This is a genomic window from Bacteroides sp. 90-K9/2, from assembly GCF_047310725.1.
GTDB classification, from domain to species: domain Bacteria; phylum Bacteroidota; class Bacteroidia; order Bacteroidales; family Bacteroidaceae; genus Bacteroides; species Bacteroides vicugnae.
This window is the reverse complement of record NZ_JBCGVL010000001.1, coordinates 1,092,995-1,115,486: the sequence shown is the minus strand read 5'-3', so window position 1 is coordinate 1,115,486 and position 22,492 is coordinate 1,092,995. Positions and strand designations below refer to the sequence as shown.

22 protein-coding genes are annotated in these 22,492 nt (G+C 40.6%); 16 read left to right on the top strand and 6 right to left on the bottom strand.

Going from position 1 to position 22,492, the window contains the following annotated elements:
• The first annotated feature begins 20 nt into the window (after positions 1-20).
• A complete protein-coding gene (locus tag AAHJ11_RS04305; RefSeq protein WP_074635621.1) occupies positions 21-449 on the top strand; it encodes a DUF5606 domain-containing protein in 429 nt (142 codons plus the stop codon).
• A gap of 219 nt (positions 450-668) precedes the next feature.
• Positions 669-917, top strand: a complete 249-nt coding sequence (locus AAHJ11_RS04300) for a hypothetical protein (protein ID WP_074557097.1) — start codon at positions 669-671, stop codon at positions 915-917.
• A gap of 56 nt (positions 918-973) precedes the next feature.
• Here AAHJ11_RS04300 and clpB read toward each other — a convergent pair whose 3' ends face one another.
• Complete coding sequence (gene clpB / locus AAHJ11_RS04295) at positions 974-3,562, bottom strand: ATP-dependent chaperone ClpB (RefSeq protein WP_148364536.1); 2,589 nt, start codon at positions 3,560-3,562, stop codon at positions 974-976.
• A 285-nt stretch (positions 3,563-3,847) separates the two neighbouring features.
• Here clpB and AAHJ11_RS04290 point away from each other — a divergent pair, with 285 nt between their 5' ends.
• Positions 3,848-4,435 (top strand): DUF6621 family protein, encoded by a 588-nt coding sequence (locus tag AAHJ11_RS04290; RefSeq protein WP_004305640.1) that lies wholly within the window; start codon positions 3,848-3,850, stop codon positions 4,433-4,435.
• A gap of 72 nt (positions 4,436-4,507) precedes the next feature.
• Positions 4,508-5,404 carry a LysR family transcriptional regulator gene (locus tag AAHJ11_RS04285; RefSeq protein ID WP_008651317.1) on the top strand — a complete coding sequence of 299 codons (897 nt, stop codon included), beginning with the start codon at positions 4,508-4,510 and terminating at the stop codon, positions 5,402-5,404.
• Positions 5,405-5,623: 219 nt separating this feature from the next.
• Here AAHJ11_RS04285 and AAHJ11_RS04280 read toward each other — a convergent pair whose 3' ends face one another.
• Positions 5,624-6,268, bottom strand: coding sequence for an HU family DNA-binding protein (locus tag AAHJ11_RS04280; protein ID WP_320979988.1), 645 nt, complete (start codon positions 6,266-6,268; stop codon positions 5,624-5,626).
• A 429-nt stretch (positions 6,269-6,697) separates the two neighbouring features.
• On the opposite strand from AAHJ11_RS04280, the gene AAHJ11_RS04275 reads away from it, so the two are divergent.
• The 5 genes from AAHJ11_RS04275 to AAHJ11_RS04255 all read left to right on the top strand — a co-directional run bounded on the left by AAHJ11_RS04275 (position 6,698) and on the right by AAHJ11_RS04255 (position 9,997).
• Positions 6,698-7,036, top strand: coding sequence for a DsrE family protein (locus AAHJ11_RS04275; RefSeq protein ID WP_320979136.1), 339 nt, complete (start codon positions 6,698-6,700; stop codon positions 7,034-7,036).
• Between the two features lie 31 nt (positions 7,037-7,067).
• The gene (locus tag AAHJ11_RS04270; RefSeq protein ID WP_195649234.1) at positions 7,068-8,000 is read left to right on the top strand and encodes a GNAT family N-acetyltransferase; all 933 of its coding nucleotides are present in this window, start codon (positions 7,068-7,070) and stop codon (positions 7,998-8,000) included.
• Between the two features lie 60 nt (positions 8,001-8,060).
• Complete coding sequence (locus AAHJ11_RS04265; protein WP_413579115.1) at positions 8,061-8,492, top strand: DUF1810 domain-containing protein; 432 nt, start codon at positions 8,061-8,063, stop codon at positions 8,490-8,492.
• A gap of 18 nt (positions 8,493-8,510) precedes the next feature.
• The gene (locus tag AAHJ11_RS04260; protein WP_258979852.1) at positions 8,511-8,885 is read left to right on the top strand and encodes a YccF domain-containing protein; all 375 of its coding nucleotides are present in this window, start codon (positions 8,511-8,513) and stop codon (positions 8,883-8,885) included.
• A 119-nt stretch (positions 8,886-9,004) separates the two neighbouring features.
• Entirely contained in the window at positions 9,005-9,997 is a 993-nt protein-coding gene (locus tag AAHJ11_RS04255; RefSeq protein WP_148364541.1) for a YeiH family protein, read from the top strand.
• Between the two features lie 117 nt (positions 9,998-10,114).
• On the opposite strand, the gene recA is transcribed toward AAHJ11_RS04255, so the two are convergent.
• The 4 genes from recA to AAHJ11_RS04235 all read right to left on the bottom strand — a co-directional run bounded on the left by recA (position 10,115) and on the right by AAHJ11_RS04235 (position 14,235).
• The gene (gene recA, locus AAHJ11_RS04250; protein WP_148364542.1) at positions 10,115-11,149 is read right to left on the bottom strand and encodes a recombinase RecA; all 1,035 of its coding nucleotides are present in this window, start codon (positions 11,147-11,149) and stop codon (positions 10,115-10,117) included.
• 25 nt (positions 11,150-11,174) lie between these two features.
• A complete protein-coding gene (bcp, locus tag AAHJ11_RS04245) occupies positions 11,175-11,630 on the bottom strand; it encodes a thioredoxin-dependent thiol peroxidase (protein ID WP_004325328.1) in 456 nt (151 codons plus the stop codon).
• 29 nt (positions 11,631-11,659) lie between these two features.
• Complete coding sequence (locus AAHJ11_RS04240; protein WP_004302080.1) at positions 11,660-12,853, bottom strand: saccharopine dehydrogenase family protein; 1,194 nt, start codon at positions 12,851-12,853, stop codon at positions 11,660-11,662.
• A gap of 98 nt (positions 12,854-12,951) precedes the next feature.
• Complete coding sequence (locus tag AAHJ11_RS04235) at positions 12,952-14,235, bottom strand: hypothetical protein (RefSeq protein ID WP_321020377.1); 1,284 nt, start codon at positions 14,233-14,235, stop codon at positions 12,952-12,954.
• 144 nt (positions 14,236-14,379) lie between these two features.
• On the opposite strand from AAHJ11_RS04235, the gene AAHJ11_RS04230 reads away from it, so the two are divergent.
• The 7 genes from AAHJ11_RS04230 (at position 14,380) to AAHJ11_RS04200 (ending at position 22,437) form a co-directional block, all read left to right on the top strand.
• Positions 14,380-15,168 (top strand): META domain-containing protein, encoded by a 789-nt coding sequence (locus AAHJ11_RS04230; RefSeq protein ID WP_148364544.1) that lies wholly within the window; start codon positions 14,380-14,382, stop codon positions 15,166-15,168.
• Positions 15,169-15,495: 327 nt separating this feature from the next.
• Positions 15,496-17,409: a molecular chaperone DnaK gene (gene dnaK / locus AAHJ11_RS04225; RefSeq protein ID WP_143260363.1), complete on the top strand. Its 1,914-nt coding sequence runs from the start codon at positions 15,496-15,498 to the stop codon at positions 17,407-17,409.
• Positions 17,410-17,612: 203 nt separating this feature from the next.
• On the top strand, positions 17,613-18,158 hold the full coding sequence (locus tag AAHJ11_RS04220) for a helix-turn-helix domain-containing protein (protein ID WP_007845372.1): 546 nt from the start codon (positions 17,613-17,615) through the stop codon (positions 18,156-18,158).
• Positions 18,155-19,417, top strand: coding sequence for a site-specific integrase (locus AAHJ11_RS04215; protein ID WP_413579112.1), 1,263 nt, complete (start codon positions 18,155-18,157; stop codon positions 19,415-19,417). Before AAHJ11_RS04220 ends, AAHJ11_RS04215 begins: the two co-directional genes overlap by 4 nt.
• A gap of 314 nt (positions 19,418-19,731) precedes the next feature.
• Positions 19,732-20,085, top strand: a complete 354-nt coding sequence (gene mads1, locus AAHJ11_RS04210) for a methylation-associated defense system helix-turn-helix domain-containing protein MAD1 (RefSeq protein ID WP_004313943.1) — start codon at positions 19,732-19,734, stop codon at positions 20,083-20,085.
• Positions 20,082-20,681: a BT4734/BF3469 family protein gene (locus AAHJ11_RS04205; RefSeq protein WP_065762863.1), complete on the top strand. Its 600-nt coding sequence runs from the start codon at positions 20,082-20,084 to the stop codon at positions 20,679-20,681. The genes mads1 and AAHJ11_RS04205 overlap by 4 nt, the downstream gene beginning before the upstream one ends.
• Positions 20,632-22,437 (top strand): DUF3987 domain-containing protein, encoded by a 1,806-nt coding sequence (locus AAHJ11_RS04200; protein ID WP_413579111.1) that lies wholly within the window; start codon positions 20,632-20,634, stop codon positions 22,435-22,437. The genes AAHJ11_RS04205 and AAHJ11_RS04200 overlap by 50 nt, the downstream gene beginning before the upstream one ends.
• Positions 22,438-22,492: the final 55 nt, after the last annotated feature.

Sequence of the window (22,492 nt, the reverse complement as noted above, 5' to 3'; positions counted from 1 at the left end):
TAAATAAAAGGATATATACTATGTTGAAGACTATCTTGTCTATCTCAGGTAAACCGGGATTATACAAACTTATTTCGCAAGGAAAAAATATGTTGATTGTTGAATCAGTCAATGCTGAGAAGAAACGTTTCCCCGCTTATGGTAATGAAAAAATTATTTCTTTGGCCGATATAGCAATGTACACGGACGATGCAGAAGTTCCTTTGTATGATGTGCTGGAATCTATAAAAGAGAAAGAAAAATCAGCGCAGGCTTCTATCGATCCTAAAAAGGCTACACCTGAACAATTGCGTGAATACTTGGCTGAGGTATTGCCTAACTTTGATCGTGAACGCGTATATGTAGCCGATATCAAGAAATTGGTAGCCTGGTATAACATCTTGATTTCTAATGGAATTACAGAATTCAAACCGGAAGGCGAAGTTAAGGAAGAAGTGACTGCAGAATAATTTGTATCGTTTATTTAAACGAAATAAAAACATGATAATCATTTGAGGTGGTTATCATGTTTTTTTTGTATAAATGCTTGTGAATTCGGAAAATATTAGTATTATTTGGGTTATCTTTTACTATAATAAATATCTTCTACTTATATTGTAAATAATGATGCTTTTTATGTATCTTTGTCGCTGTTCACTATTCTTGAGAATGATAGGTAAATATTGGGTATGGAGACAATAACAAATAAAGAAGTAAACGTCCATTTGGACAATGAAAAAGGGACATTATGCCTGACGCGTTTGTTGGCAGGTACAATGGTATTCCTTTACGATTCACAGGGAGAGCTAAAAGGCAAACATAAATTTGCTTTGCCTTCATTGACTATGGAAATCCCTCAACAGGGTACCTATGTTTTGGTAATGAGTCATCCGAACTGCCAACCGGAAGTCCGGAGGTTTACATATTCAGGGATATAAATAATGCCGGTATGCTTAATAAGAAGCATACCGGCATTCTATTTAAATGGAAACTCTTAATTTCTGAATACCAATCCGTCTCCACCAGCGTCAACGGTAATTGCTTTGCTGCGGTCGACTTCCTGGGAAAGTAACTTTTTGGATAAATCGTTCAACAGATAACGTTGAATAGCCCTCTTTACCGGACGAGCTCCAAATTCAGGATCATATCCCACTTGAGATAAGAAGTCCAATGCTCCTTCCGTGAGTTTTAGTTCCACTCCGTTTTCGGCAAGCATTTTCTGTACTCCCTTGATTTGTAAGAGTACGATCTGCTTGATTTCCTTTTCGTTCAATGGTAAGAACATGATCGTTTCATCAATACGGTTCAGGAATTCCGGGCGAATCGTCTTTTTCAACATATTCAAGACTTCCTTCTTCGTTTCTTCAATCACTTCTTCTTTATTGGAACCGTGCAACTTTTCCATCTGACTTTGTATATAAGAACTACCCATATTCGAAGTCATGATGATGATGGTATTCTTGAAGTTGACTACCCTTCCTTTATTGTCAGTCAGTCGTCCGTCATCCAATACCTGTAACAGGATATTGAAAACATCCGGATGGGCTTTTTCTATTTCGTCAAACAGGACAACAGAGTAAGGTTTCCGACGTATAGCTTCTGTCAGCTGACCGCCTTCATCATATCCTACGTATCCCGGAGGCGCTCCGACTAAACGGGAAACACTATGCTTTTCCTGATACTCGCTCATGTCGATACGAGTCATCATCGTTTCGTCATCGAACAGGAATTCCGCCAATGCCTTCGCCAGTTCGGTCTTACCTACACCGGTGGTTCCGAGGAAAATGAACGAGCCAATCGGACGTTTCGGATCCTGTAATCCGGCACGACTACGGCGCACGGCATCTGCCACGGCTTCAATCGCTTCATCCTGACCGATTACACGTTGATGGAGTTCTTCTTCCAGGTGCAATAGTTTGTCTTTCTCACTTTGCAGCATCTTGCTGACAGGAATACCTGTCCAACGGGAAACAACATCGGCAATATCCTCCGCATCTACCTCTTCCTTAATCATGGCCTTATCGCCTTGCATATCACGTAGCTGCTTTTGAGTATCTTCTATCTCTTTGTCCAAAGCCTGAAGTTTACCGTAACGGATTTCGGCTACTTTACCATAGTCACCTTCACGTTCTGCTTTTTCTGCTTCAAATTTAAGATTCTCTATTTCAACCTTATTCTGCTGGATTTTATCCATCAGTGTTTTTTCACTCTGCCATTTGGCTTTAAAGGACTTTTCCTGTTCTTTAAGTTCGGCAAGCTCCTTACCGATGATTTCCAGTTTCGGTTTATCGTTTTCACGTTTGATAGCTTCCCGTTCGATTTCCAACTGCTTGATTTTGCGGGAGATTTCATCCAGTTCTTCAGGAACAGAATCTACCTCCATACGCAGTTTGGCTGCGGCTTCATCCATCAGGTCAATGGCTTTGTCCGGCAGGAAACGGTCGGTGATATAACGGCTGCTCAATTCGACGGCTGCAATGATTGCATCATCTTTGATACGTACATGGTGATGGTTCTCGTAACGCTCTTTCAGTCCACGAAGGATAGAAATGGTACTCAAGTTGTCCGGTTCATCCACTTGTACGATTTGGAAACGACGCTCCAAAGCTTTGTCCTTTTCGAAGTATTTTTGATATTCGTCGAGGGTTGTTGCTCCGATGGAACGTAATTCTCCACGAGCTAAGGCAGGTTTTAGAATGTTTGCGGCATCCATGGCGCCCTCACCCTTGCCGGCTCCTACCAGTGTATGAATCTCATCAATGAACAGAATAATATCACCTTCTGATTTCTTCACTTCATTGACAACTGATTTCAGCCGTTCTTCAAACTCACCTTTATACTTTGCACCGGCAACCAGTGCCCCCATATCCAGTGAATAGACCTGTTTGTTTTTCAGGTTTTCAGGTACATCTCCTCGAAGAATACGATGTGCCAAGCCTTCTACGATCGCTGTCTTACCAGTTCCCGGTTCACCGATTAGAATCGGGTTGTTTTTTGTACGGCGGCTCAATATCTGGAGTACCCGGCGGATTTCTTCATCACGTCCGATTACAGGATCCAGTTTTCCGCTACGGGCAGCTTCATTCAGGTTGATAGCGTACTTTTCCAATGATTGATAAGTGTCTTCACTGGATTGTGATGTTACTTTTTCTCCTTTCCTCAACTCGCTGATGGCATTGCGTAATTCTTTTTCCGTCATACCGGCATCTTTCAAGATAGTGGAGACGGTACTTTTTACAGTCAGCAATGCCAGTATGATATGTTCTAATGAAACAAACTCGTCGCCCATTTCTTTAGAATACTGCGTTGCTTTCTGCAATACTTCGTTGGATTCACGACTTAGATACGGTTCTCCGCCGGATACTTTGGGCAGGGAGTCGATTTGTTTATCGACAACGAGAGCTACCTGCTGTCCGTTCATGCCAAGTTTCTGGAAGATGAAGTTAGTGACATTTTCACCTACCTTCATTACTCCCTGCATGATGTGGACAGGTTCAATGGCTTGTTGCCCCCGGCTTTGTACGAGGTTCACGGCCTCCTGTACCGCTTCTTGAGATTTGATGGTAAAATTGTTAAAGTTCATATCTTTGTTCTCCTTTCTTATTTCACGTTTTAATAACACCTAAGAGGGCGCAAAAGATTTGCCAAGTATAAAAATATGACAAAATAGCATGAGTATTAAGGAGTTAAAGGACAAAATGACCTTTTTTATCCGGGAGTAACTGACGAATTTGCTATCAAATATCATTTGCTACATGATACGCTTGTTTGTGTAATCTTGGCCTGTGATGAAAGAAAATAAATATTGAAAAGTGGATAAATAAAAGTATTGTAGTATCTTTATCCGCTGTAATAATATAGATGGTATATGAGTGATAAGCCCCAAATAAAACTTGCTGAAACAGTGGTGTTGATTGACGCTGCTTTTTTGAATTTTGTAATAACGGATATAAAAGGATATTTTGAAGAGACTTTGCATCGTTCTTTACAAGAGATAGACCTTTCGATGTTGACTACCTATATAACCTTGGATGCAGGGATTACAGAAGGGAAGAACGAGGTACAATTTCTTTTTGTGTATGATAAAGAATCCAGTCGATTGCAATATTGCCAACCTTCCGATTTGCAGGAAGAATTGAATGGAGTTGCGTTTCAGAGCCCTTATGGCGAATATTCTTTTGCTAGCGTTCCGTCGGAAGGAATGGTGTCAAGAGAAGATTTGTTTTTGGATTTACTCTCTATCGTTTCCGATTCGGCAGACGTGAAAAGGATGATCGTTATTTCTTTCAATGAGGAGTATGGAAAGAAAGTGACTGATGCTTTGCATGAAGTGAAAGGCAAAGAGGTCATTCAATTCCGTATGAATGAGCCGGAACTTCCGGTGGATTATAAATGGGATATGCTGGCTTTCCCTGTCATGCAGGCGTTGGGGATAAAAGCGGAAGAATTGCAATAACTATTGTGCTTTTATTCTTTCTGTAATTCATTATTCGTCATTGATTTCTTAACTGTTTTAATCATAATTGCCGTGTCCGATTTTCGTTTAAAAGTATTTCAGAGCGTAGCGAAGAATCTAAGCTTTACGAAGGCTTCGCAAGAATTGTTTGTCAGCCAACCTGCTATTACCAAACATATTCAGGAACTGGAGACTTACTATCAAGCTCGTTTGTTCGACCGTCAAGGGAGCAAAATCTCATTGACTAAGGCCGGAGAATTGCTGCTGAAACATAGCGAGAAAATCCTGGACGATTATAAACAGTTGGAATATGAGATGCATCTGTTGCATAATGAATATATCGGTGAACTGAAATTGGGAGCCAGCACTACGATTGCACAATATGTACTTCCTCCTTTGTTGGCGAACTTTATAGCCAAGTTTCCGCAAATTAATCTTTCTTTGATTAATGGAAATTCCCGCGGAGTGGAAGCTGCCTTGCAAGAGCATCGGATTGATTTGGGATTGGTCGAAGGGATCTTCCGCCTACCTAATCTGAAATATACTCCATTTTTGCAAGATGAACTGGTTGCCGTGGTGCATACACAGAGTAAGTTAGCTGTCTCGGATGAGATTACTCCGGAAGATTTGCTGAATATTCCTTTGGTTTTGCGGGAGAGGGGTTCCGGTACGTTAGATGTATTTGAACGTGCCTTATTGCAACATAATCTCAAACTTTCTTCTTTAAATGTATTGATGTATCTCGGTAGTACAGAGAGTATCAAACTTTTTTTGGAACATACAGACTGTATGGGAATTGTTTCTATCCGTTCGGTGCATAAAGAGCTTGTAGCTGGTAATCTCCGTGTAGTCGAAATAAAAGGAATGCCGATGCTGCGCGAATTTAACTTTGTACAACTGCAAGGGCAGGAGGGAGGATTGTCACAGGTATTTATGCGTTTCGCCGGACATCATAGTAAAAGCCTGTAAGTTTGTCTTTTTCTCTCGTGCAGGCTTAGGTAGGGTTCCCCAGAATGAGAAAAATGATTTTCATTTCTCATATTCTCATAATCACTATATAATAATTTTATAACCAGTTGATTACCGAATGAGAAACGTTTTGAGAAAGCCTATTTCTCATAGTTTCTTTAGTGAAATAGGCCTCAAAACAGTTATTTCTCATCTATTTCCGGGGTATTTCTCATACTGTTATTCACTTTGTTCTGCTGTTTTTTTCTTTATATATACCCTGTGTGCTCCTCTTCCAGTGATTTCTATTCCAGAATCCGGTTGATGTCCCCACTGTCTTAGTTCGTTGGTTGCTGCTGTTTGCAACAATCCTGTTAGTTTGCGATATTCCCAAACGGTCAGGAAGGGATGTTCATCCAGATACTTTAGAGCTAATGCCAGTCGTTGTTCCGATGTGAATTTTTTAGAGGAGCGTTGTTTTTTCCAGGGTGCTCTTTCCAGTTGGCATCTTTCGCTGATATTTCTCACCATTTCTCGGTCTACCCGAAAGTTTACACCTCCTATAAAGATACTTTGTGCGTTGCGATGAGTTCCACCTTCTTCCGGATCTTCCCGCTCCTTGTCTCTGCCTAAGGTAAGAGAGGGAGTAAACGTTCCTATTCCGTCTATTTTTACTGAACGTCCTTCTGCCATCAGATGCGCCATTTCAATCGCGGTTTGAAGTAGTACGCCTTCTATGTCTCCTGCACTGAATCCACTGACGTCACCAACTCGTTGCGCTAACTCTTTTATGCTTGCATTATCTATCCGCGCAAATTTAGGATAAGTAATTCTTTTGCCTGTTTTCTGAAGATCGGGCATCTCCTCTATGATATATCTTGCCATATCATCTATTGTTTAAAGTGTTAATAGATAAGTTCTTTTGTATTAGAGGCAAACTTCCTTTCTTCTAATAGTAAAGTTCTTGTTGATTAATTATAAACTATAAATGCAACTTTTGTTTTTATAATTGAAGCTTGCATTTATAAAAACAAAGCTTTCATTTTTATAATCAAAGCTTGCATTTATAGTTTGTTCCTATGCAAAGATAAGTTTTCTATTTGACAAAAAGAAGTTTATCCTTAATAAAGAAGAAGTTTTCTATTAATAGTTTGAGAGGGAATGAAGATGATTAACGAGAAAGGATATAGCGGGATTTTATGCTTAATATATTATTTCCTAAAAAGTGGATGCAATGTTTCTGTTAGTTTTTAGAAAAGTGTATATTTGTGATATTATGAATCATAAAGTATAACTGATAAATAATTAGGTGCGATGGATGATAAATTGAATATATTGTGGACCACTGATAACAGAGACACCATTTTTAATATGCTCTCTATGTATGCGGTAAACTCTGTTAATAGAGGTTGGTGGAAGCATCTGAATATTATTCTTTGGGGAGCATCCGTGAAGTTGGTAGCTAATGATACCCAAGTACAAACTGAAGTTTTGGAAATGATACAAACTGGTATAACTATTGAAGCCTGTCAAGATTGTTGTGAAACATTTGGTGTGACTTCGATTATAAAGAATCTAGGCATTGATGTTAAATATATGGGTGCACCATTTACTCAATATATAAAAGATGGAGAAAAGATTCTGACTATTTAGATTGTTGCTATTAAATTTAGAAAGTGGACCAATGGGACATACTAATATCATGCAAGCTGAAGAAAATGATTTGGTAAACATTTTATCTTTGCAAAAGAAATCTTTTATGGTGGTGGCCGAACGAATGAATAAATTCGATTTTCCCCCTTTGTTGCAAAATCAGGATGAGATTTGTGATGAGTATCAGACAGGCATTATTCTAAAATACGTATCAGATGATGGACAGATTGTAGGTTCTGTCAGGGGATGTATGGATGAAAATAGAGTATGTCATATTGGTAAATTGATAGTGCATCCCGATTTTCAGAATAAAGGCATAGGTAGAGAACTTATGACTGAAATAGAACGATTATTTCCTCACTGTCATAAGTTCTCTCTTTTTACGGGCGAAGAGACACCCAATACTTTGCATCTATATAGCAAAGTCGGTTATAATATTGTATGTAGAAAAGAAATGGAGGGTATCAGCATGATTATTATGGAAAAAGAAAAACTTACTTATAGAGATTTTACGTCTGACGATTTAGAAACTGTTTGTAAATTACCTCGAAACAAGCAGGAACTGTTTTTTATGTTTCCTAAAGCTGATTTTCCTTTAACAATCGATCAATTAAAGAATACAATAAAAGATAGATTTGATTCGACTGTTGTTTTATTTAATAATGAAGTAGTAGGGTTTGCAAACTTCTATGAGGTAAGAGAATCTCAATATTGTGCTATTGGAAATGTAATAGTAAGTCCTTGTTTTCGTAATCGTGGTGTTGGCACATTTCTGATAAATACTATGGAATATATTGGGAAAAAGCAATATAATGTATCGGAGCTTCATTTGTCTTGCTTTGATACTAATACGAATGGGCTTCTGTTATATACTAAATTAGGATATAAACCCTATGAAATAGAGAAGTATATTAATAAGGAAAACGAAGTCTCGGCTTTAATAGAATTGAAAAAAGTGCTGTGATTCGAAATAAATCACTTATTTGATTCTATTATCTCCTAAAAGTATGATAACTTAAAAAAAATGCGAGAAGTATCTATGACTGACTATAACTTACAACGATTTTTAGATGCTCAGCGAGGGGATTATGAACAAGCCCTTGCAGAAGTTAGAAACGGGCGGAAATATTCCCATTGGATTTGGTATATATTTCCTCAACTGAAAGGATTGGGCATGAGTTATAATTCACAGTATTATGGTCTTAGCGGCAAAGAAGAGGCTGAAGCATATCTTGCCCATCCAATTTTGGGAGAAAGACTGCGTGAAATAACGTCTGTTTTTCTTCAATTGAAGAATAAAACGGCGCAGGAAGTTTTCGGTTCGTTAGATGCGGTGAAAGTATTGTCATGTATGACGCTTTTTAATGAAGTTGCTTCGGATGATTTGTTTCAGCAAGTGATCGACCGTTATTATCAGGGTAAAGTGGATGAGACAACAAAAAGAAAATTGGAATAATAACTAATACTAATTTATATGGGCTGTTTAATGAATCTATTATGGCTGTTGCTTGGTGGTATCTTTACCGCTGTCGAATACCTCATTTCGAGTTTATTGATGATGCTGACCATTATCGGCATTCCTTTTGGAATGCAAACATTGAAGTTGGCCGGACTTGCTTTATGGCCTTTCGGTAAAGAAGTCAGAAGTGGGAACCGTTCCGGTGGCTGCCTCTATATATTGATGAATATCCTGTGGATATTTCTGGGTGGCATTTGGATCTGTCTGTCACATTTGGTTTTCGGGGCTGTATTGTGCATTACCATTATCGGAATCCCTTTTGGATTGCAACACTTCAAGTTGGCAGCTTTGGCATTATCACCTTTTGGGAAAGACATTGTAACAGTGTAAGAGTAGTTGGGAGAGAATCTGCTTATAATTAAAAGTTATAATGCATAATTAGAAACTATTGGCGGGTCTTGATTGTTTACCGTACCTTTGCGCCCGGAAAACAATTAAAGATAAAAGATATGATTTCAACAGCTACAAAAACTTTGCAGTCAAATAATAAAATGATTTATGTTGCACTGCTTTCCACTCTGACTTTTTTCCTGTTTTTAGACTATATTCCGGGATTGGAAGCATGGTCGGCTTGGGTAACTCCTCCGGTTGCTTTGTTCCTCGGACTTATTTTTGCATTAACTTGCGGACAAGCGCATCCAAAGTTTAATAAGAAAACATCGAAATATCTGTTGCAGTATTCAGTAGTAGGACTGGGATTCGGTATGAATCTTCATTCTGCTTTAGCTTCCGGTAAGGAAGGTATGGAATTTACGGTTATTTCAGTAATCGGAACATTGGTGATTGGCTGGTTCATCGGACGTAAGTTATTTAAAATAGACCGGAATACAGCTTATCTTATCAGTTCGGGAACCGCTATCTGTGGCGGTAGTGCTATTGCAGCAGTGGGACCGGTGTTGAAAGCGAAGGACAGTGAAATGTCTGTGGCATTAGGTACAATCTTTATCTTGAACGCTATTGCACTTTTCATTTTCCCTGCCATTGGTCATGCATTGAATATGGATCAACAACAGTTCGGAACATGGGCAGCTATTGCCATTCATGATACCAGTTCTGTAGTAGGTGCGGGAGCTGCCTATGGAGAAGAAGCATTGAAAGTGGCTACTACTATCAAATTGACCCGTGCTCTTTGGATTATCCCGATGGCTTTTGCTACCTCATTTATATTCAAGAGCAAAGGACAAAAGATCAGTATTCCATGGTTTATCCTCTTCTTTGTATTGGCATTGGTGGTAAATACTTATTTACTGGATGGAGTGCCACAATTAGGAGCAGCTATCAACGGTATTGCCCGTAAGACTTTGACGATAACTATGTTCTTTATCGGTGCTTCTCTTTCTATTGATGTTTTGAAAGCTGTTGGAATTAAACCTCTGATTCAAGGAATATTGCTTTGGGTAATTATCAGCTTGAGTACATTGGCATACATTTATTTTGTATAAGAGAGATAAAAGAGAGAATGATATAAAAGAGAAAAAGGTGGGAGAATGATCGTAAACGACTTTCTCCCACCTTTATTTATTAGCTTTCAGTTTACGGATAAGCAGATTCAAAGCGAATTATTTCTTCTTCAATTCTTCAAAAATCAGTCCTTCCAGTTCTTCTGCCAGTTCAGGATTATCCATAATGCATTGTTTAGCAGCATCACGTCCTTGTCCTAGCTTGGTGTCGTTGTAACTATACCATGAACCGCTCTTCTTGATGATCCCTAAGTCAGCACCCAAGTCGATGATTTCTCCGGAGTGGGAGATACCTTCACCGAACATGATGTCAAATTCAGCTTTGCGGAAAGGAGGCGCTACTTTGTTTTTCACTACTTTCACTTTGGTCAGTTTACCAAGAATCTCTTCACCATCTTTGATGGGTTGGCTGCCACGGATATCCAAACGTACAGAAGCATAAAACTTCAAAGCGTTACCACCGGTAGTTGTTTCCGGGTTACCGAACATAACACCGATCTTTTCACGCAACTGGTTAATGAAAATGCAAGTCGTACGTGTCTTACTCACTGCAGCTGTCAGCTTACGAAGTGCCTGAGACATCAAACGTGCCTGAAGACCTACCTTGTTGTCACCCATGTCACCTTCGATTTCCGCTTTAGGAGTCAGTGCGGCTACAGAGTCGATAACGATGATGTCGATAGCAGAAGAACGGATCAGTTGTTCTGCAATTTCCAAAGCCTGTTCTCCATTGTCCGGTTGAGAGATATAAAGATCATCAATGTTCACTCCCAGCTTAGATGCATAGAAACGGTCGAAAGCGTGTTCGGCATCAATGAAAGCAGCGATACCGCCAGCCTTCTGCGCTTCAGCAATGGCATGAATAGCCAATGTCGTTTTACCGGATGATTCCGGGCCATAGATTTCGATAATTCTACCTCTTGGGTAACCTCCAACGCCAAGTGCCACGTTCAAGGCAATAGAACCTGTCGGGATCACTTCTACTTGTTCAACACTATTATCACCCATTTTCATGATAGAACCTTTACCGAAGCTCTTTTCTATCTTTTCCATGGCAGCCTGTAAGGCTTTTAGTTTTTCGCTTGATGCCATTTTATTATCTGTTTCAAAATTAAGTTCATCTTTCTTTGCCATACCTTATCTAATATAATTAATGGAGTTATTGATTTAAAATCTGTGAGGCATGTTCCTTGGTCTTCACTTCTTTTGGAGTGATAATCCGTTCTACGATTCCCTCTTCATTAATCAGGAAAGTAGTGCGGAAAGTACCCATGTAAGCACGTCCGTACAGTTTCTTTTCTCCCCATACGCCAAATTCTTCCACTAACTTTTTGTCAGTGTCGGCAATCAGGGTAAAAGGAAGATTGTTCTTTTCGATAAATTTCTGGTGCGACTTTTCATTGTCTACGCTGACACCGATTACTTCATAGCCGGCTTTACGTAGTTCGGAATAGTTGTCGCGTAGATTACACGCTTGTGCGGTGCAACCCGATGTACTGTCCTTCGGGTAGAAGTACAACACAATCTTTTTTCCTTTATAAGCACTTAAACGGATTTCTTCGCCTTTTTCATTGATGCCTAAGATTTCCGGTGCTTTATCTCCTACGTTTATCATAACTATCTTTTTAATGAACAGGTCTACTCTTATAATTCCAGATTTTTGTCGAACTCTTCATGCCAGGGAAGACCTTGCTTATTGAGTTGTTCCATAAACGGATCCGGATTGAACTCTTCTACGTTGTTTACACCCGGGCGTTTCCACTCACCTTTGAAGAACATCATGGCTCCGATCATTGCCGGAACTCCGGTGGTGTAGCTCACTCCTTGCATACCAGTTTCCCGGTAAGCTTCCTGATGGCTGCAGTTGTTGTATACATAATAAGTACGTTCCTTGCCATCTTTCAAACCGCGGATACGACAACCGATAGAGGTTTCTCCTTCGTAGTTTTCTCCTAAATCCTGCGGGTTAGGCAATACAGCTTTCAAGAATTGCAGCGGCACAATCTTCACTCCGTTGTAATCAACTTCGTCGATTCGTGCCATACCGATGTTTTGGATAACGCGTAAGTGAGTTAAATACTCTTGTCCGAAAGTCATCCAGAAACGTGCACGTTTGATGGTCGGGTAATGTTTCACCAATGACTCCAGTTCTTCGTGATAAAGAAGATAAGAATCACGGGGACCGATGTTCGGATATGTCAGGTCTTTATGGATTTCCAGCGGACCGGTAGTTACCCATTTGCCATTTTCATAATAGCGTCCGTTCTGCGTAATTTCGCGGATGTTGATTTCCGGATTGAAGTTCGTAGCAAATGCTTTATGATGGTTACCCGCATTACAGTCTACAATGTCCAGATATTGAATCTCATCAAAATAATGTTTAGCTGCATAAGCGGTATAGATGCCACTTACTCCCGGGTCGAATCCGCAACCGAGAATAGCTGTCAGACCTGCTTCTTTGAAGCGATCGTGGTAAGCCCACTGCCAACTGTATTCAAAGTGAGCTTCATCCTTCGGCTCGTAGTTAGCGGTGTCCAGATAGTTCACTCCAGCTTTCAGACAAGCTTCCATAATAGTCAGATCCTGATAAGGGAGAGCCACATTAATCACCATTTCCGGTTTGAAATCGTTGAATAAGGCTACCAGCTCATCTACATTGTCTGCATCAACTTTAGCTGTTTTTATATTGGGGTTACCTATTGCCTCGACGATTTTATCGCATTTCTCTTTCGTACGGCTGGCAATCATGATATCTGTAAATACATCGGCATTTTGTGCCACTTTGTGCGCAACGACAGTGCCAACACCGCCCGCACCAATAATAAGAACTCTACCCATTTCGTTAATTGCGAATTAAAATATTAAGAATATTGGAATTGTTAGCTTTGCAAATATACGTGATTATTTTCAGATAATCATTCGCAGCTACTCCATTTTTATTTGTAACGCTGCAAGGTTCCATTTTCAAAATCCAGTGTTTTGCCATTGTAGAACCAAGTTTCGAAACGATTGTCTTTTTTTAGCTCGATTTCTATCGGATCACCAATGGATAAACGACATTCCACTGTACTCATGCCCGTCTCCAGATCTCCCCGGGAGATAATCTGCCAACGATTTTCTGTGATACCCGGATATTTTTTATGTATATCTTCGAATCCGAAAAAGTCTTCGATATAATTTTCATTTCTGACGATAACATCATATTTCAGATCGGTTTCCAATTCATAGATTGCTCCGTCCTTGTCTTCTAATGAGAGAACAGCCAGACTGCCGGGAGGAGATAATCTAATATCTTTGATTTGCAGAACTGTATATCGGGGCAGGTGAACGCGTGATTCGGTCTGCTTGTCTTCAAAAGATATGATTCTTTTGGCTGGCAGCACCTTTTTAGGATAAACTGTCATTCCCATATATTTGTTTTTCAGGCTTTCGATAGTGCCCAGGCTCTTATTGGTGAAACTGAATGCATTTGAGAAATATTTCATTCTCTTTTCTCCTTGAAAATCATTCAGGTCCATGCCGGAGTTTGTTCGTGAGAGGGCAACTTCCAGATAATAAGAATGTCCCTGTGTGTCTTTGAATACGATTTTTGCCGGATATGCCTGACTGCCGACTCCGATAGCGGTAATCGTTGCTTCCGTATTGACGGGAATGGCTATATCCCGGTAGCCGGAATAATTGTTGGCATCGTCTATCCGGACACTTTCTGCTTGTATATAGACTGTTTTTCCTACCAACAGTTCTTTTGCAGTATCCACATCTTTCAGATAAACCAATCCGTTGATGCCGGCACGGGGAGCCTTTTCGGAGATCTCCTCCAGCCGCATATTCTTTATCTCATAATAATATTTTCCTCCCTCACATTCGAAGATGAAGCGGGTGGAGTAGTTAGTCCCGTTGGAGATATTTTGAGCTTTCTCTTCAGTTCCTGTGAAAGTGAGTATTTTATGTTTCAGCAGGCTGTTGTCTACCCCTTTCTCGGTGTCATAGCTGGAAAGGGTGGGAAGGAACATGCTCCGTGGAGATGGAACGAACATAAATTTCATTCCGGGTGTCCATTTGCCCAGCGGTAGCAGCGGAAAATTACTCCTGATAAACTGTTCTTCTTGACCTACAGGGATTTCCTGTGCGGAAGGAGTAGTGACGATATAATCGCTTTGAGCTGTGATAGGAGGCGTAACACAGCAGAATAGAATCAAAGACAGGACAATTATTCTCATATTTGTTTACTTTAAGTGAACTATGTAAATTGTTCGTTTGTTGTATATTTATTGGCAAATGTATATATTTTATGTTGCATTGGATATTATTTCCCAATCTTTTGATATCTTTGCCCCCGATTTTAACTTAAACGTTATAACAATATGAAGAAAGTATTTGTTTCAATTTGCATTGCTGGTGCAGCACTTGCAATGTCTTCGTGCCGTTCGGTTGAGAAGGCAATTCCCCTGTCATCTATCAATGGTGAATGGAATATCATAGAAGTCAATGGCTCGAAAATCACTCCGGGCGAAAGTAAATCCCTTCCTTTTATCGCTTTTGATACAGCAACCGGTCGTGTGTCCGGCAATAGCGGCTGTAATCGGATGATGGGTAGCTTCGATGTAAATGCGAAGCCGGGAAGTCTTGAACTTACAGGAATGGCTAGTACCCGGATGATGTGTCCGGATATGACTACTGAAAATAATGTATTGAATGCTTTTGCGCAAGTAAAAGGATATAAGAAGGCAGGTAAAGACAAAATGTATCTTTGCAATTCGTCCAACCGCCCGGTTGTCGTTCTACAAAAGAAGGAGGCTGATGTGAAACTTTCGGTTTTGAATGGAGAATGGAAAATTAAAGAAGTGAATGGTGAGGCAATTCCTTCCGGAATGGAAAAACAACCTTTCATTGCTTTTGATGTGAAGAAAAAGACAATTCATGGCAATGCCGGATGTAATCTGATTAATGGCGGTTTTGAAACCAGTACCAGTAATGCCAAATCTATTTCTTTCCCGGGAGTAGCGAGCACAATGATGGCTTGTCCGGACATGGAAACAGAAGGTAAGGTGCTGAAAGCTATCAATGAGGTGAAGTCATTCGATGTGTTGTCCGGTGGTGGCATTGGCTTGTATGATGCAAATGGCGCATTGGTCATCGTGCTGGAAAAGTAATAAATAGATTATCTATATAATAGGATATGCCTGTGTCGCACATGATGACACAGGCATATTTTTTTTCTTTTCATCGAACCAGAGCCGTCTGCATTTGTTTAAAGAAACAGTTGCTGACTGGCTTTGAATATGACTATGTCAGCAGTGTCTATTTATTAAAACTGTCTTTTTGGCAGATATTATGTCATGCATTCGTATAATTTCCTTTTGGCACACGGTTTGCTTTTTAGTAAGCGTCCGTTCGCGACGAGGCTCGCTGATAAGAGCCGGAGAAACAACCGGACAAAAAGAAATCATAGAATAAATAATAAATAAAAAATAACGATCATGGGAAAAATTATTGGTATTGACTTAGGAACTACAAACTCTTGTGTTGCCGTATTTGAAGGTAACGAACCTGTAGTAATTGCAAACAGTGAAGGTAAACGTACGACTCCTTCTGTTGTCGCTTTCGTAGATGGCGGTGAACGTAAGGTAGGAGATCCTGCAAAACGTCAGGCTATTACGAATCCTACACGTACAATCTTCTCTATCAAACGTTTCATGGGTGAAACTTGGGATCAGGTGCAAAAAGAGGTGACTCGTGTTCCTTATAAAGTAGTGAAAGGTGACAATAACACTCCGCGTGTTGACATTGACGGACGTCTGTACACTCCGCAGGAAATCTCTGCTATGATTCTTCAGAAGATGAAGAAGACTGCTGAAGACTATCTTGGACAGGAAGTGACAGAAGCAGTTATCACCGTTCCTGCATATTTCTCCGACTCTCAACGTCAGGCTACTAAAGAAGCCGGACAGATTGCCGGTCTGGAAGTAAAACGTATTGTAAACGAACCGACAGCCGCTGCTCTTGCTTACGGTCTGGATAAGGCTCACAAAGATATGAAGATTGCTGTATTCGACCTTGGTGGTGGTACATTCGATATCTCTATCCTTGAATTTGGTGGTGGTGTGTTTGAAGTACTTTCTACAAATGGTGATACTCATCTGGGTGGCGATGACTTCGACCAGGTAATCATCAACTGGTTGGTACAGGAATTCAAGAATGACGAAGGTGCTGACTTGACTCAGGATCCGATGGCTTTGCAACGTCTGAAAGAAGCTGCTGAAAAAGCTAAGATTGAGCTTTCTTCTTCTACAAGTACAGAAATCAACTTGCCGTATATCATGCCGGTAGGTGGTGTGCCTAAGCACTTGGTGAAGACTTTGACTCGTGCAAAATTCGAATCTCTGGCTCACGAATTGATTCAGGCTTGTCTTGAACCATGTAAGAAAGCAATGAGCGATGCAGGTTTGAACAATGCTGATATTGATGAAGTAATCCTTGTTGGTGGTTCTTCCCGTATTCCGGCTGTTCAGAAGTTGGTAGAAGATTTCTTCGGCAAGACTCCTTCTAAAGGTGTGAATCCGGATGAAGTGGTAGCTATTGGTGCTGCTGTACAGGGTGCTGTTTTGACAGATGAAATCAAAGGTGTAGTATTATTGGATGTTACTCCGTTGTCAATGGGTATCGAAACACTGGGTGGTGTAATGACTAAGTTGATCGACGCTAACACTACCATCCCGGCTCGCAAGAGTGAAACATTCTCTACTGCTGCCGATAACCAGACGGAAGTTACTATCCACGTATTACAGGGAGAACGTCCGATGGCTGCGCAGAACAAATCAATCGGTCAGTTCAACTTGACAGGTATTGCTCCGGCTCGCCGTGGTGTTCCTCAAATTGAGGTTACATTTGATATCGATGCCAACGGTATCTTGAAAGTATCTGCAAAAGATAAGGCTACCGGTAAGGAACAGGCTATCCGTATCGAAGCATCCAGCGGTTTGAGCAAGGAAGAAATCGAAAAGATGAAGGCTGAAGCTGAAGCTAATGCTGAAGCAGATAAGAAAGAACGTGAAAAGATCGACAAGCTGAACCAGGCTGACAGCGTAATCTTCTCTACTGAAAATCAGTTGAAGGAATTAGGTGATAAGTTGCCTGCTGACAAGAAAGCTCCGATTGAAGCTGCTTTGCAGAAATTGAAAGATGCTCACAAGGCACAGGATTTGGCTGCTATTGATACTGCTATGGCAGAAATCAATACTGCTTTCCAGGCTGCAAGTGCTGAAATGTATGCACAGAGCGGTGCACAAGGTGGAGCACAGGCTGGTCCTGATATGAACGGTGGTGCTGGCCAGCAAGATAACAGCAAGCACGGAGATAACGTTCAGGATGCTGACTTCGAGGAAGTCAAATGATTCCGATAAGGAAACAGATAACAAACAATAAGCAAAAGCGTGCAGCTCAATGAGTTGCACGCTTTTTGCGTTTATAGGGTTCATGGTTGCTATGCGTTTTCTATGGGTTTTTTTATCTCTTATTTGCGACATGTTTGCGACACGTCTTATTTGGTGATAAGGTACAACTTAAATTGATATAAACCATTTAAAACGAGAAGAATATGCCAAGAGGAAATTACACTATTCAAAGAAGTTGCGAGGAGTGCGGTAAAATCTTTACTCCTCCCACATTGATGTCAAAGTATTGTTGTCCAACTTGTTCCAAAAGGGCGTACAAGAAAAGGCAAATCGCAAAGGAGAAAGAGGCGATACGTCAAGCATTAGTCAGGCGAATACCATCCAACAAGGGGTATCTGACAGTTAAAGAGTCTGTGCTGATTTACGGCATTAGTAAAGATGTACTTTATCGTATGATACGGCAGGGCTTGATACCATCATACAATTTTGGTCAGCGTCTGACACGCCTTAGTCGGCAGTATATGGATGAACACTTCAAAACAAAGGCTGGCAGTAGAAAGAGAAAAAAGGAAGCATTGTCCTTTGAACCCAAAGACTGTTACACTATCGGAGAGATTGCCAAAAAGTTCCATATCAATGACAGCAGTGTCTTTAAGCACATACGCCGTCATTCTATTCCTACACGCCAAATTGGTAATTATGTTTATGTTCCCAAATCTGAAATTGATAAATTATATAAGTCGTTATGAAGAAAGCATTACCTAATACCAAAGTGACCGTCAAGCTCAGAAGGTCGAATTACAAAGAAGAGTGGTATCTGATTATAGAGTCGTACCCGGTTTACAAGAGAGGTTCTAAACGGGCAAGCCGTGTGGTGGAATCTATTAACCGGACTATATCCACACCTGTTTGGGAGAAGTCGTCCATTGCACGTATCTTGCCGGATGGAACATTCAACTATAAGCCTAAGCGTGATTTGAATGGAATCATCCAATGCCGTTCAACGATAGACCAAGAGGCTTGTATCTATGCCGACAATGTGCGTAAGTTACGCCAACACGAATATGACAGTGCAGTCCTCTACACTGATAAGGAAAACGAAATCGCGGCACAAAATGAACGAAGCGAACAGGACTTTATCAAGTACTTCAATGGCATCATCAGCAAACGGCATCCCAATAGCTCTAATTCAATCATAGTCAACTGGACCCGTGTGGGAGAATTATTGAAAATCTATTCGCAAGGCAACCCGATTCCGTTTAAGACGATTTCCGTAAAACTACTTGAAGACATCAAGATGTTCCTGTTACGTGCCCCGATGGGAGGTAATAAGAAAGGAACTATCTCACAGAATACGGCATCCACCTATTTCTCCATCCTCAAAGCCGGATTGAAGCAGGCGTTCGTTGATGAATATCTGACGGTTGACATCAGCGCAAAAGTAAAAGGAATAACAAACATAGAGACACCTCGTGTTGCACTTACCATGAATGAAGTGCAAATGCTGGTTGATACTCCTTGCAAAGATGATGTTTTGAAACGTGCGTTCTTGTTTTCTATCCTTACAGGATTGCGACATAGCGATATTCAGGCATTGAAATGGCAGCAGATTCAACAGACAAGCAAAGGTACATGGCAAGCGGTCGTGATTCAGCAAAAAACAAAACGACCCGATTATAAGCCTGTCATTCAACAAGCCCTTCAATTATGTGGTAAACGTCCAAGTAATGATGAAGCACTCGTTTTTGAGGGATTGACAGATGCCTCTTGGATTTCCCGTCCTTTGAAAGCTTGGATAGAAGCATCCGGCATCAAGAAACATATCACCTTCCATTGCGGAAGGCATAGCTACGCTTCGCTATTGTTGGAAAATGGTGTTGACATATACACTATCAAGTCTTTAATGGGACATACAAATGTCAAAACCACGCAGATTTATACGCATATCGTAAACGAACAAAAAGAGAAAGCCGCCAATACGCTACATATAGAAAATTTGGACTTATAGCTGGTAGTGGAAACTTCCACCATTGAGCAACAACGACTTATATAATATCAACGACACACTTACCACCGTATTCCCCTCATGAAGCATCGGCTTTTTGAGGGGGATTTTGTTGTATAGATGTTCTCTGTGAAGAGGGTATTAGTCCTAATAGTGGTTTATCCCTATTTTATTATCTCTTTCAGTAAATCATTGTGTTAATGAAAACTAAATCTATCGGTGGCAAATAAGTGGCTAATTGGTGGCTTTCAAGCACCTATTTAGCACTCATAAACATCCCTATACTTTTGCGGCATCAACTTTAATACGAAGAAAAAATGGCTTATAAAGTAAATTCATTGGAGGAAATGCCAAATGCGTTGTCCTACCTGATTGAGTCCGTAGAAGTACTACAATCCAAAGTAAATGCCTTGCAACATAAGCAGGCAAGTAATTCACCCAAGTGGATGGATATAGACGAGCTTTGTGCTTATCTGCCATCACATCCAGCCAAACAGACAGTTTATGGATGGGTATCTACCAAACAGATTCCCGTACATAAAATAAATAAAGCTTTGGCTTTCCTACAATCGGAGATTGACGATTGGTTGAAGAACAAATCGCACAAGACCCAAGATGACTTAATGGAAGAAGCCAGACGATTTGTCGAATCTAAAAAGATTATCAGATGATGGGAACAACAGATTATTGCTTTTCGTTCTTTCGCAAGCCCATTCAAAACATTGAACCGATAAGGGCGGTAGGCATTGTGGATGTGTATCGTTATATCATCGGGCATTATGCCCAACCACAAACCGAAGCCCTGCGTTTGATGCTATCTTCTCCAGAAGCTAAAAGATACAAAGCCACCCATTTCGACTATTGTACTTTTTCGGGATTATTCCGCAAACGGAATGAAAAGGAACTGATTATGCATTCAGGATTGATGTGTTTGGATTTCGACCATGTGGAGAATATCGTGGAGCTAAAACAGCAATTACTCAATCATGAGTATTTCGATACGGAACTGTTATTTGTCAGCCCATCCGGTAATGGATTGAAGTGGATAATACCTGTTGACTTGAAAGGATGGGAACATTCCCGGTACTTCAAGGCTGTCACCAACTGTATCAAAGCAACAGGTTTGCCATCAGTGGATATGTCCGGCAGTGATGTGGCTCGTTCTTGCTTCCTGCCATACGACCCACAAGCATATATTAACCCTAAATACAAAGATGATGTCGAAGAAAATATTTTCCGCCCAAGATTGGGAGAATGTCCCTTCTGAAATACTGCAAACACATACGCCTGATGTTGCTCCTATATATAATAAGGTTAAAGACGATGTGGAAAGTGTTGTTCGGGTGATAGAACAACGTGGCATTGATATAGCACCCAATTATAAAGATTGGATGGAGTTGGGTTTCGCGCTTGTGGACGGATTGGGAGAGAACGGACGGGAGTATTATCATCGCATCAGCAGGTTTTACCCTACCTATCAAAGGGAAGAAACAGACAAACAATATACGCATTGTCTGCAATCCAAAGGGCAAGGTATTACTATCCGTTCTTTCTTCCATTTGGCAAATCAAGCCGGAATCTCATTGGCTCCATCCAACAAAGAACATTTATCCATTTTGCCAAATATCCAAAATGGTAAAACGGGCAAATGGATAAAGTCAGAGGAAGAACTTCCTGCATTTCCTGAATGTGTGTTTGAGCATCTTCCTCCTTTTCTACATGAGATTGTCAACAATTCCATTTCGGTGGATGACCGTGATACGATATTGATAGGAACTATTGTGTGTTTGTCGGTATGCTTTCATAATGTTTGTGGTGTGTACGATGAGCGCATTGTTTTTCCGAATCTTTATCTGTTTGTTGTGGCAGATGCAGGTATGGGAAAGGGGGCATTAACCCTATGCAGAGAACTGGTAGTACCCATTAACCGCAATTTGCATGAACTCTCAAAACGATTGGAACAGGAATATAAAGAAGCGATGAATGCTTATATCAAAGGTAAGAAAGATAGTGGAATGACTATGCCAGCCGAGCCGCCCATGCGTATGCTTGTCATTCCTGCCAATAGCAGCGCAAGCTCTTTCTTGAAGATACTGGGAGATAATGACGGAATCGGACTGTTGTTTGAATCGGAGGGCGACACGTTAAGCCAAACATTGAAGTCGGACTATGGTAATTATTCCGATGTGTTGCGAAAGGCATTTCATCATGAGTTGGTAAGTTTGAGCCGTCGCAAGGATAGGGAGTATTGTGAAGTAGCTAATCCAAGAGTGTCAGTAGCTTTGGCTGGAACTCCCGAACAAGTAAGAAGATTGATACCTGATGCGGAAAACGGATTGATGAGTCGCTTTTGTTTCTATATCATTCGCTTCAAGCGAGGTATAAGAAATGTGTTTGCCACAAGCGACATTTCCCAATCCAAAAATGCCAAGTTCAAACTATTGGGAGATAAATTCTGCCATCTGCATGAGGAATTTGTACGACAGGGAAATTATTCATTCTCCCTTCCCTCCGATTTACAGGAACACTTTATAGAATACCTCAGTCGTGTGAATGAAGAGTGTTGTGACGAAGTGGATAACAAGATGCAAGGAGTAGTCAGACGGATGGGACTGATTGCTTATCGTATAATGATGGTGCTGACAGCTGTCCGGCATTTGGAGAATGTACATCGCAATTCTTCCTCACATGACAAGACAGAGCAACTGGTCTGCCATGAGTATGACTATTCTACAGTCATGAATATTTGCGAAACCTTACTTTATCATGCCGTATTCATTTATCAGAATTTGTCAGGAAATCAGTCCAAACGATTCAATTCCGCTTCGCAAGAAACTGGCGTTTATGCACGAAAGAATACCCTTTATAATATGTTACCCGATACTTTCACGAAGAAGGATTATGATGTACAGGTTTCATCTTTGGGTGAAAATGGAAGTACTGCAAACAAGTGGATAGAAGCCTTTATCAAAGATGGTAAGCTATGCCGAATAGAGCAGGGGAAATATAGGAAGATTTTTTGAGTGGCAAGTTTGTGTTTTAGTGCCACTAAAACCTATGCGGCAAGCGGATAAACTG

What these genes read in the sequence shown, in the direction of transcription:
- AAHJ11_RS04305 (WP_074635621.1), top strand. Translation starts at nt 21, where the DNA reads ATGTTGAAGACTATCTTGTCTATCTCAGGTAAACCGGGATTATACAAA.
- AAHJ11_RS04300 (WP_074557097.1), top strand. Translation starts at nt 669, where the DNA reads ATGGAGACAATAACAAATAAAGAAGTAAACGTCCATTTGGACAATGAA.
- clpB (WP_148364536.1), bottom strand. Translation starts at nt 3,562, where the DNA reads ATGAACTTTAACAATTTTACCATCAAATCTCAAGAAGCGGTACAGGAG.
- AAHJ11_RS04290 (WP_004305640.1), top strand. Translation starts at nt 3,848, where the DNA reads ATGAGTGATAAGCCCCAAATAAAACTTGCTGAAACAGTGGTGTTGATT.
- AAHJ11_RS04280 (WP_320979988.1), bottom strand. Translation starts at nt 6,268, where the DNA reads ATGGCAAGATATATCATAGAGGAGATGCCCGATCTTCAGAAAACAGGC.
- AAHJ11_RS04275 (WP_320979136.1), top strand. Translation starts at nt 6,698, where the DNA reads ATGGATGATAAATTGAATATATTGTGGACCACTGATAACAGAGACACC.
- AAHJ11_RS04270 (WP_195649234.1), top strand. Translation starts at nt 7,068, where the DNA reads ATGGGACATACTAATATCATGCAAGCTGAAGAAAATGATTTGGTAAAC.
- AAHJ11_RS04265 (WP_413579115.1), top strand. Translation starts at nt 8,061, where the DNA reads ATGCGAGAAGTATCTATGACTGACTATAACTTACAACGATTTTTAGAT.
- AAHJ11_RS04260 (WP_258979852.1), top strand. Translation starts at nt 8,511, where the DNA reads ATGGGCTGTTTAATGAATCTATTATGGCTGTTGCTTGGTGGTATCTTT.
- AAHJ11_RS04255 (WP_148364541.1), top strand. Translation starts at nt 9,005, where the DNA reads ATGATTTCAACAGCTACAAAAACTTTGCAGTCAAATAATAAAATGATT.
- recA (WP_148364542.1), bottom strand. Translation starts at nt 11,149, where the DNA reads ATGGCAAAGAAAGATGAACTTAATTTTGAAACAGATAATAAAATGGCA.
- bcp (WP_004325328.1), bottom strand. Translation starts at nt 11,630, where the DNA reads ATGATAAACGTAGGAGATAAAGCACCGGAAATCTTAGGCATCAATGAA.
- AAHJ11_RS04240 (WP_004302080.1), bottom strand. Translation starts at nt 12,853, where the DNA reads ATGGGTAGAGTTCTTATTATTGGTGCGGGCGGTGTTGGCACTGTCGTT.
- AAHJ11_RS04235 (WP_321020377.1), bottom strand. Translation starts at nt 14,235, where the DNA reads ATGAGAATAATTGTCCTGTCTTTGATTCTATTCTGCTGTGTTACGCCT.
- AAHJ11_RS04230 (WP_148364544.1), top strand. Translation starts at nt 14,380, where the DNA reads ATGAAGAAAGTATTTGTTTCAATTTGCATTGCTGGTGCAGCACTTGCA.
- dnaK (WP_143260363.1), top strand. Translation starts at nt 15,496, where the DNA reads ATGGGAAAAATTATTGGTATTGACTTAGGAACTACAAACTCTTGTGTT.
- AAHJ11_RS04220 (WP_007845372.1), top strand. Translation starts at nt 17,613, where the DNA reads ATGCCAAGAGGAAATTACACTATTCAAAGAAGTTGCGAGGAGTGCGGT.
- AAHJ11_RS04215 (WP_413579112.1), top strand. Translation starts at nt 18,155, where the DNA reads ATGAAGAAAGCATTACCTAATACCAAAGTGACCGTCAAGCTCAGAAGG.
- mads1 (WP_004313943.1), top strand. Translation starts at nt 19,732, where the DNA reads ATGGCTTATAAAGTAAATTCATTGGAGGAAATGCCAAATGCGTTGTCC.
- AAHJ11_RS04205 (WP_065762863.1), top strand. Translation starts at nt 20,082, where the DNA reads ATGATGGGAACAACAGATTATTGCTTTTCGTTCTTTCGCAAGCCCATT.
- AAHJ11_RS04200 (WP_413579111.1), top strand. Translation starts at nt 20,632, where the DNA reads ATGTCGAAGAAAATATTTTCCGCCCAAGATTGGGAGAATGTCCCTTCT.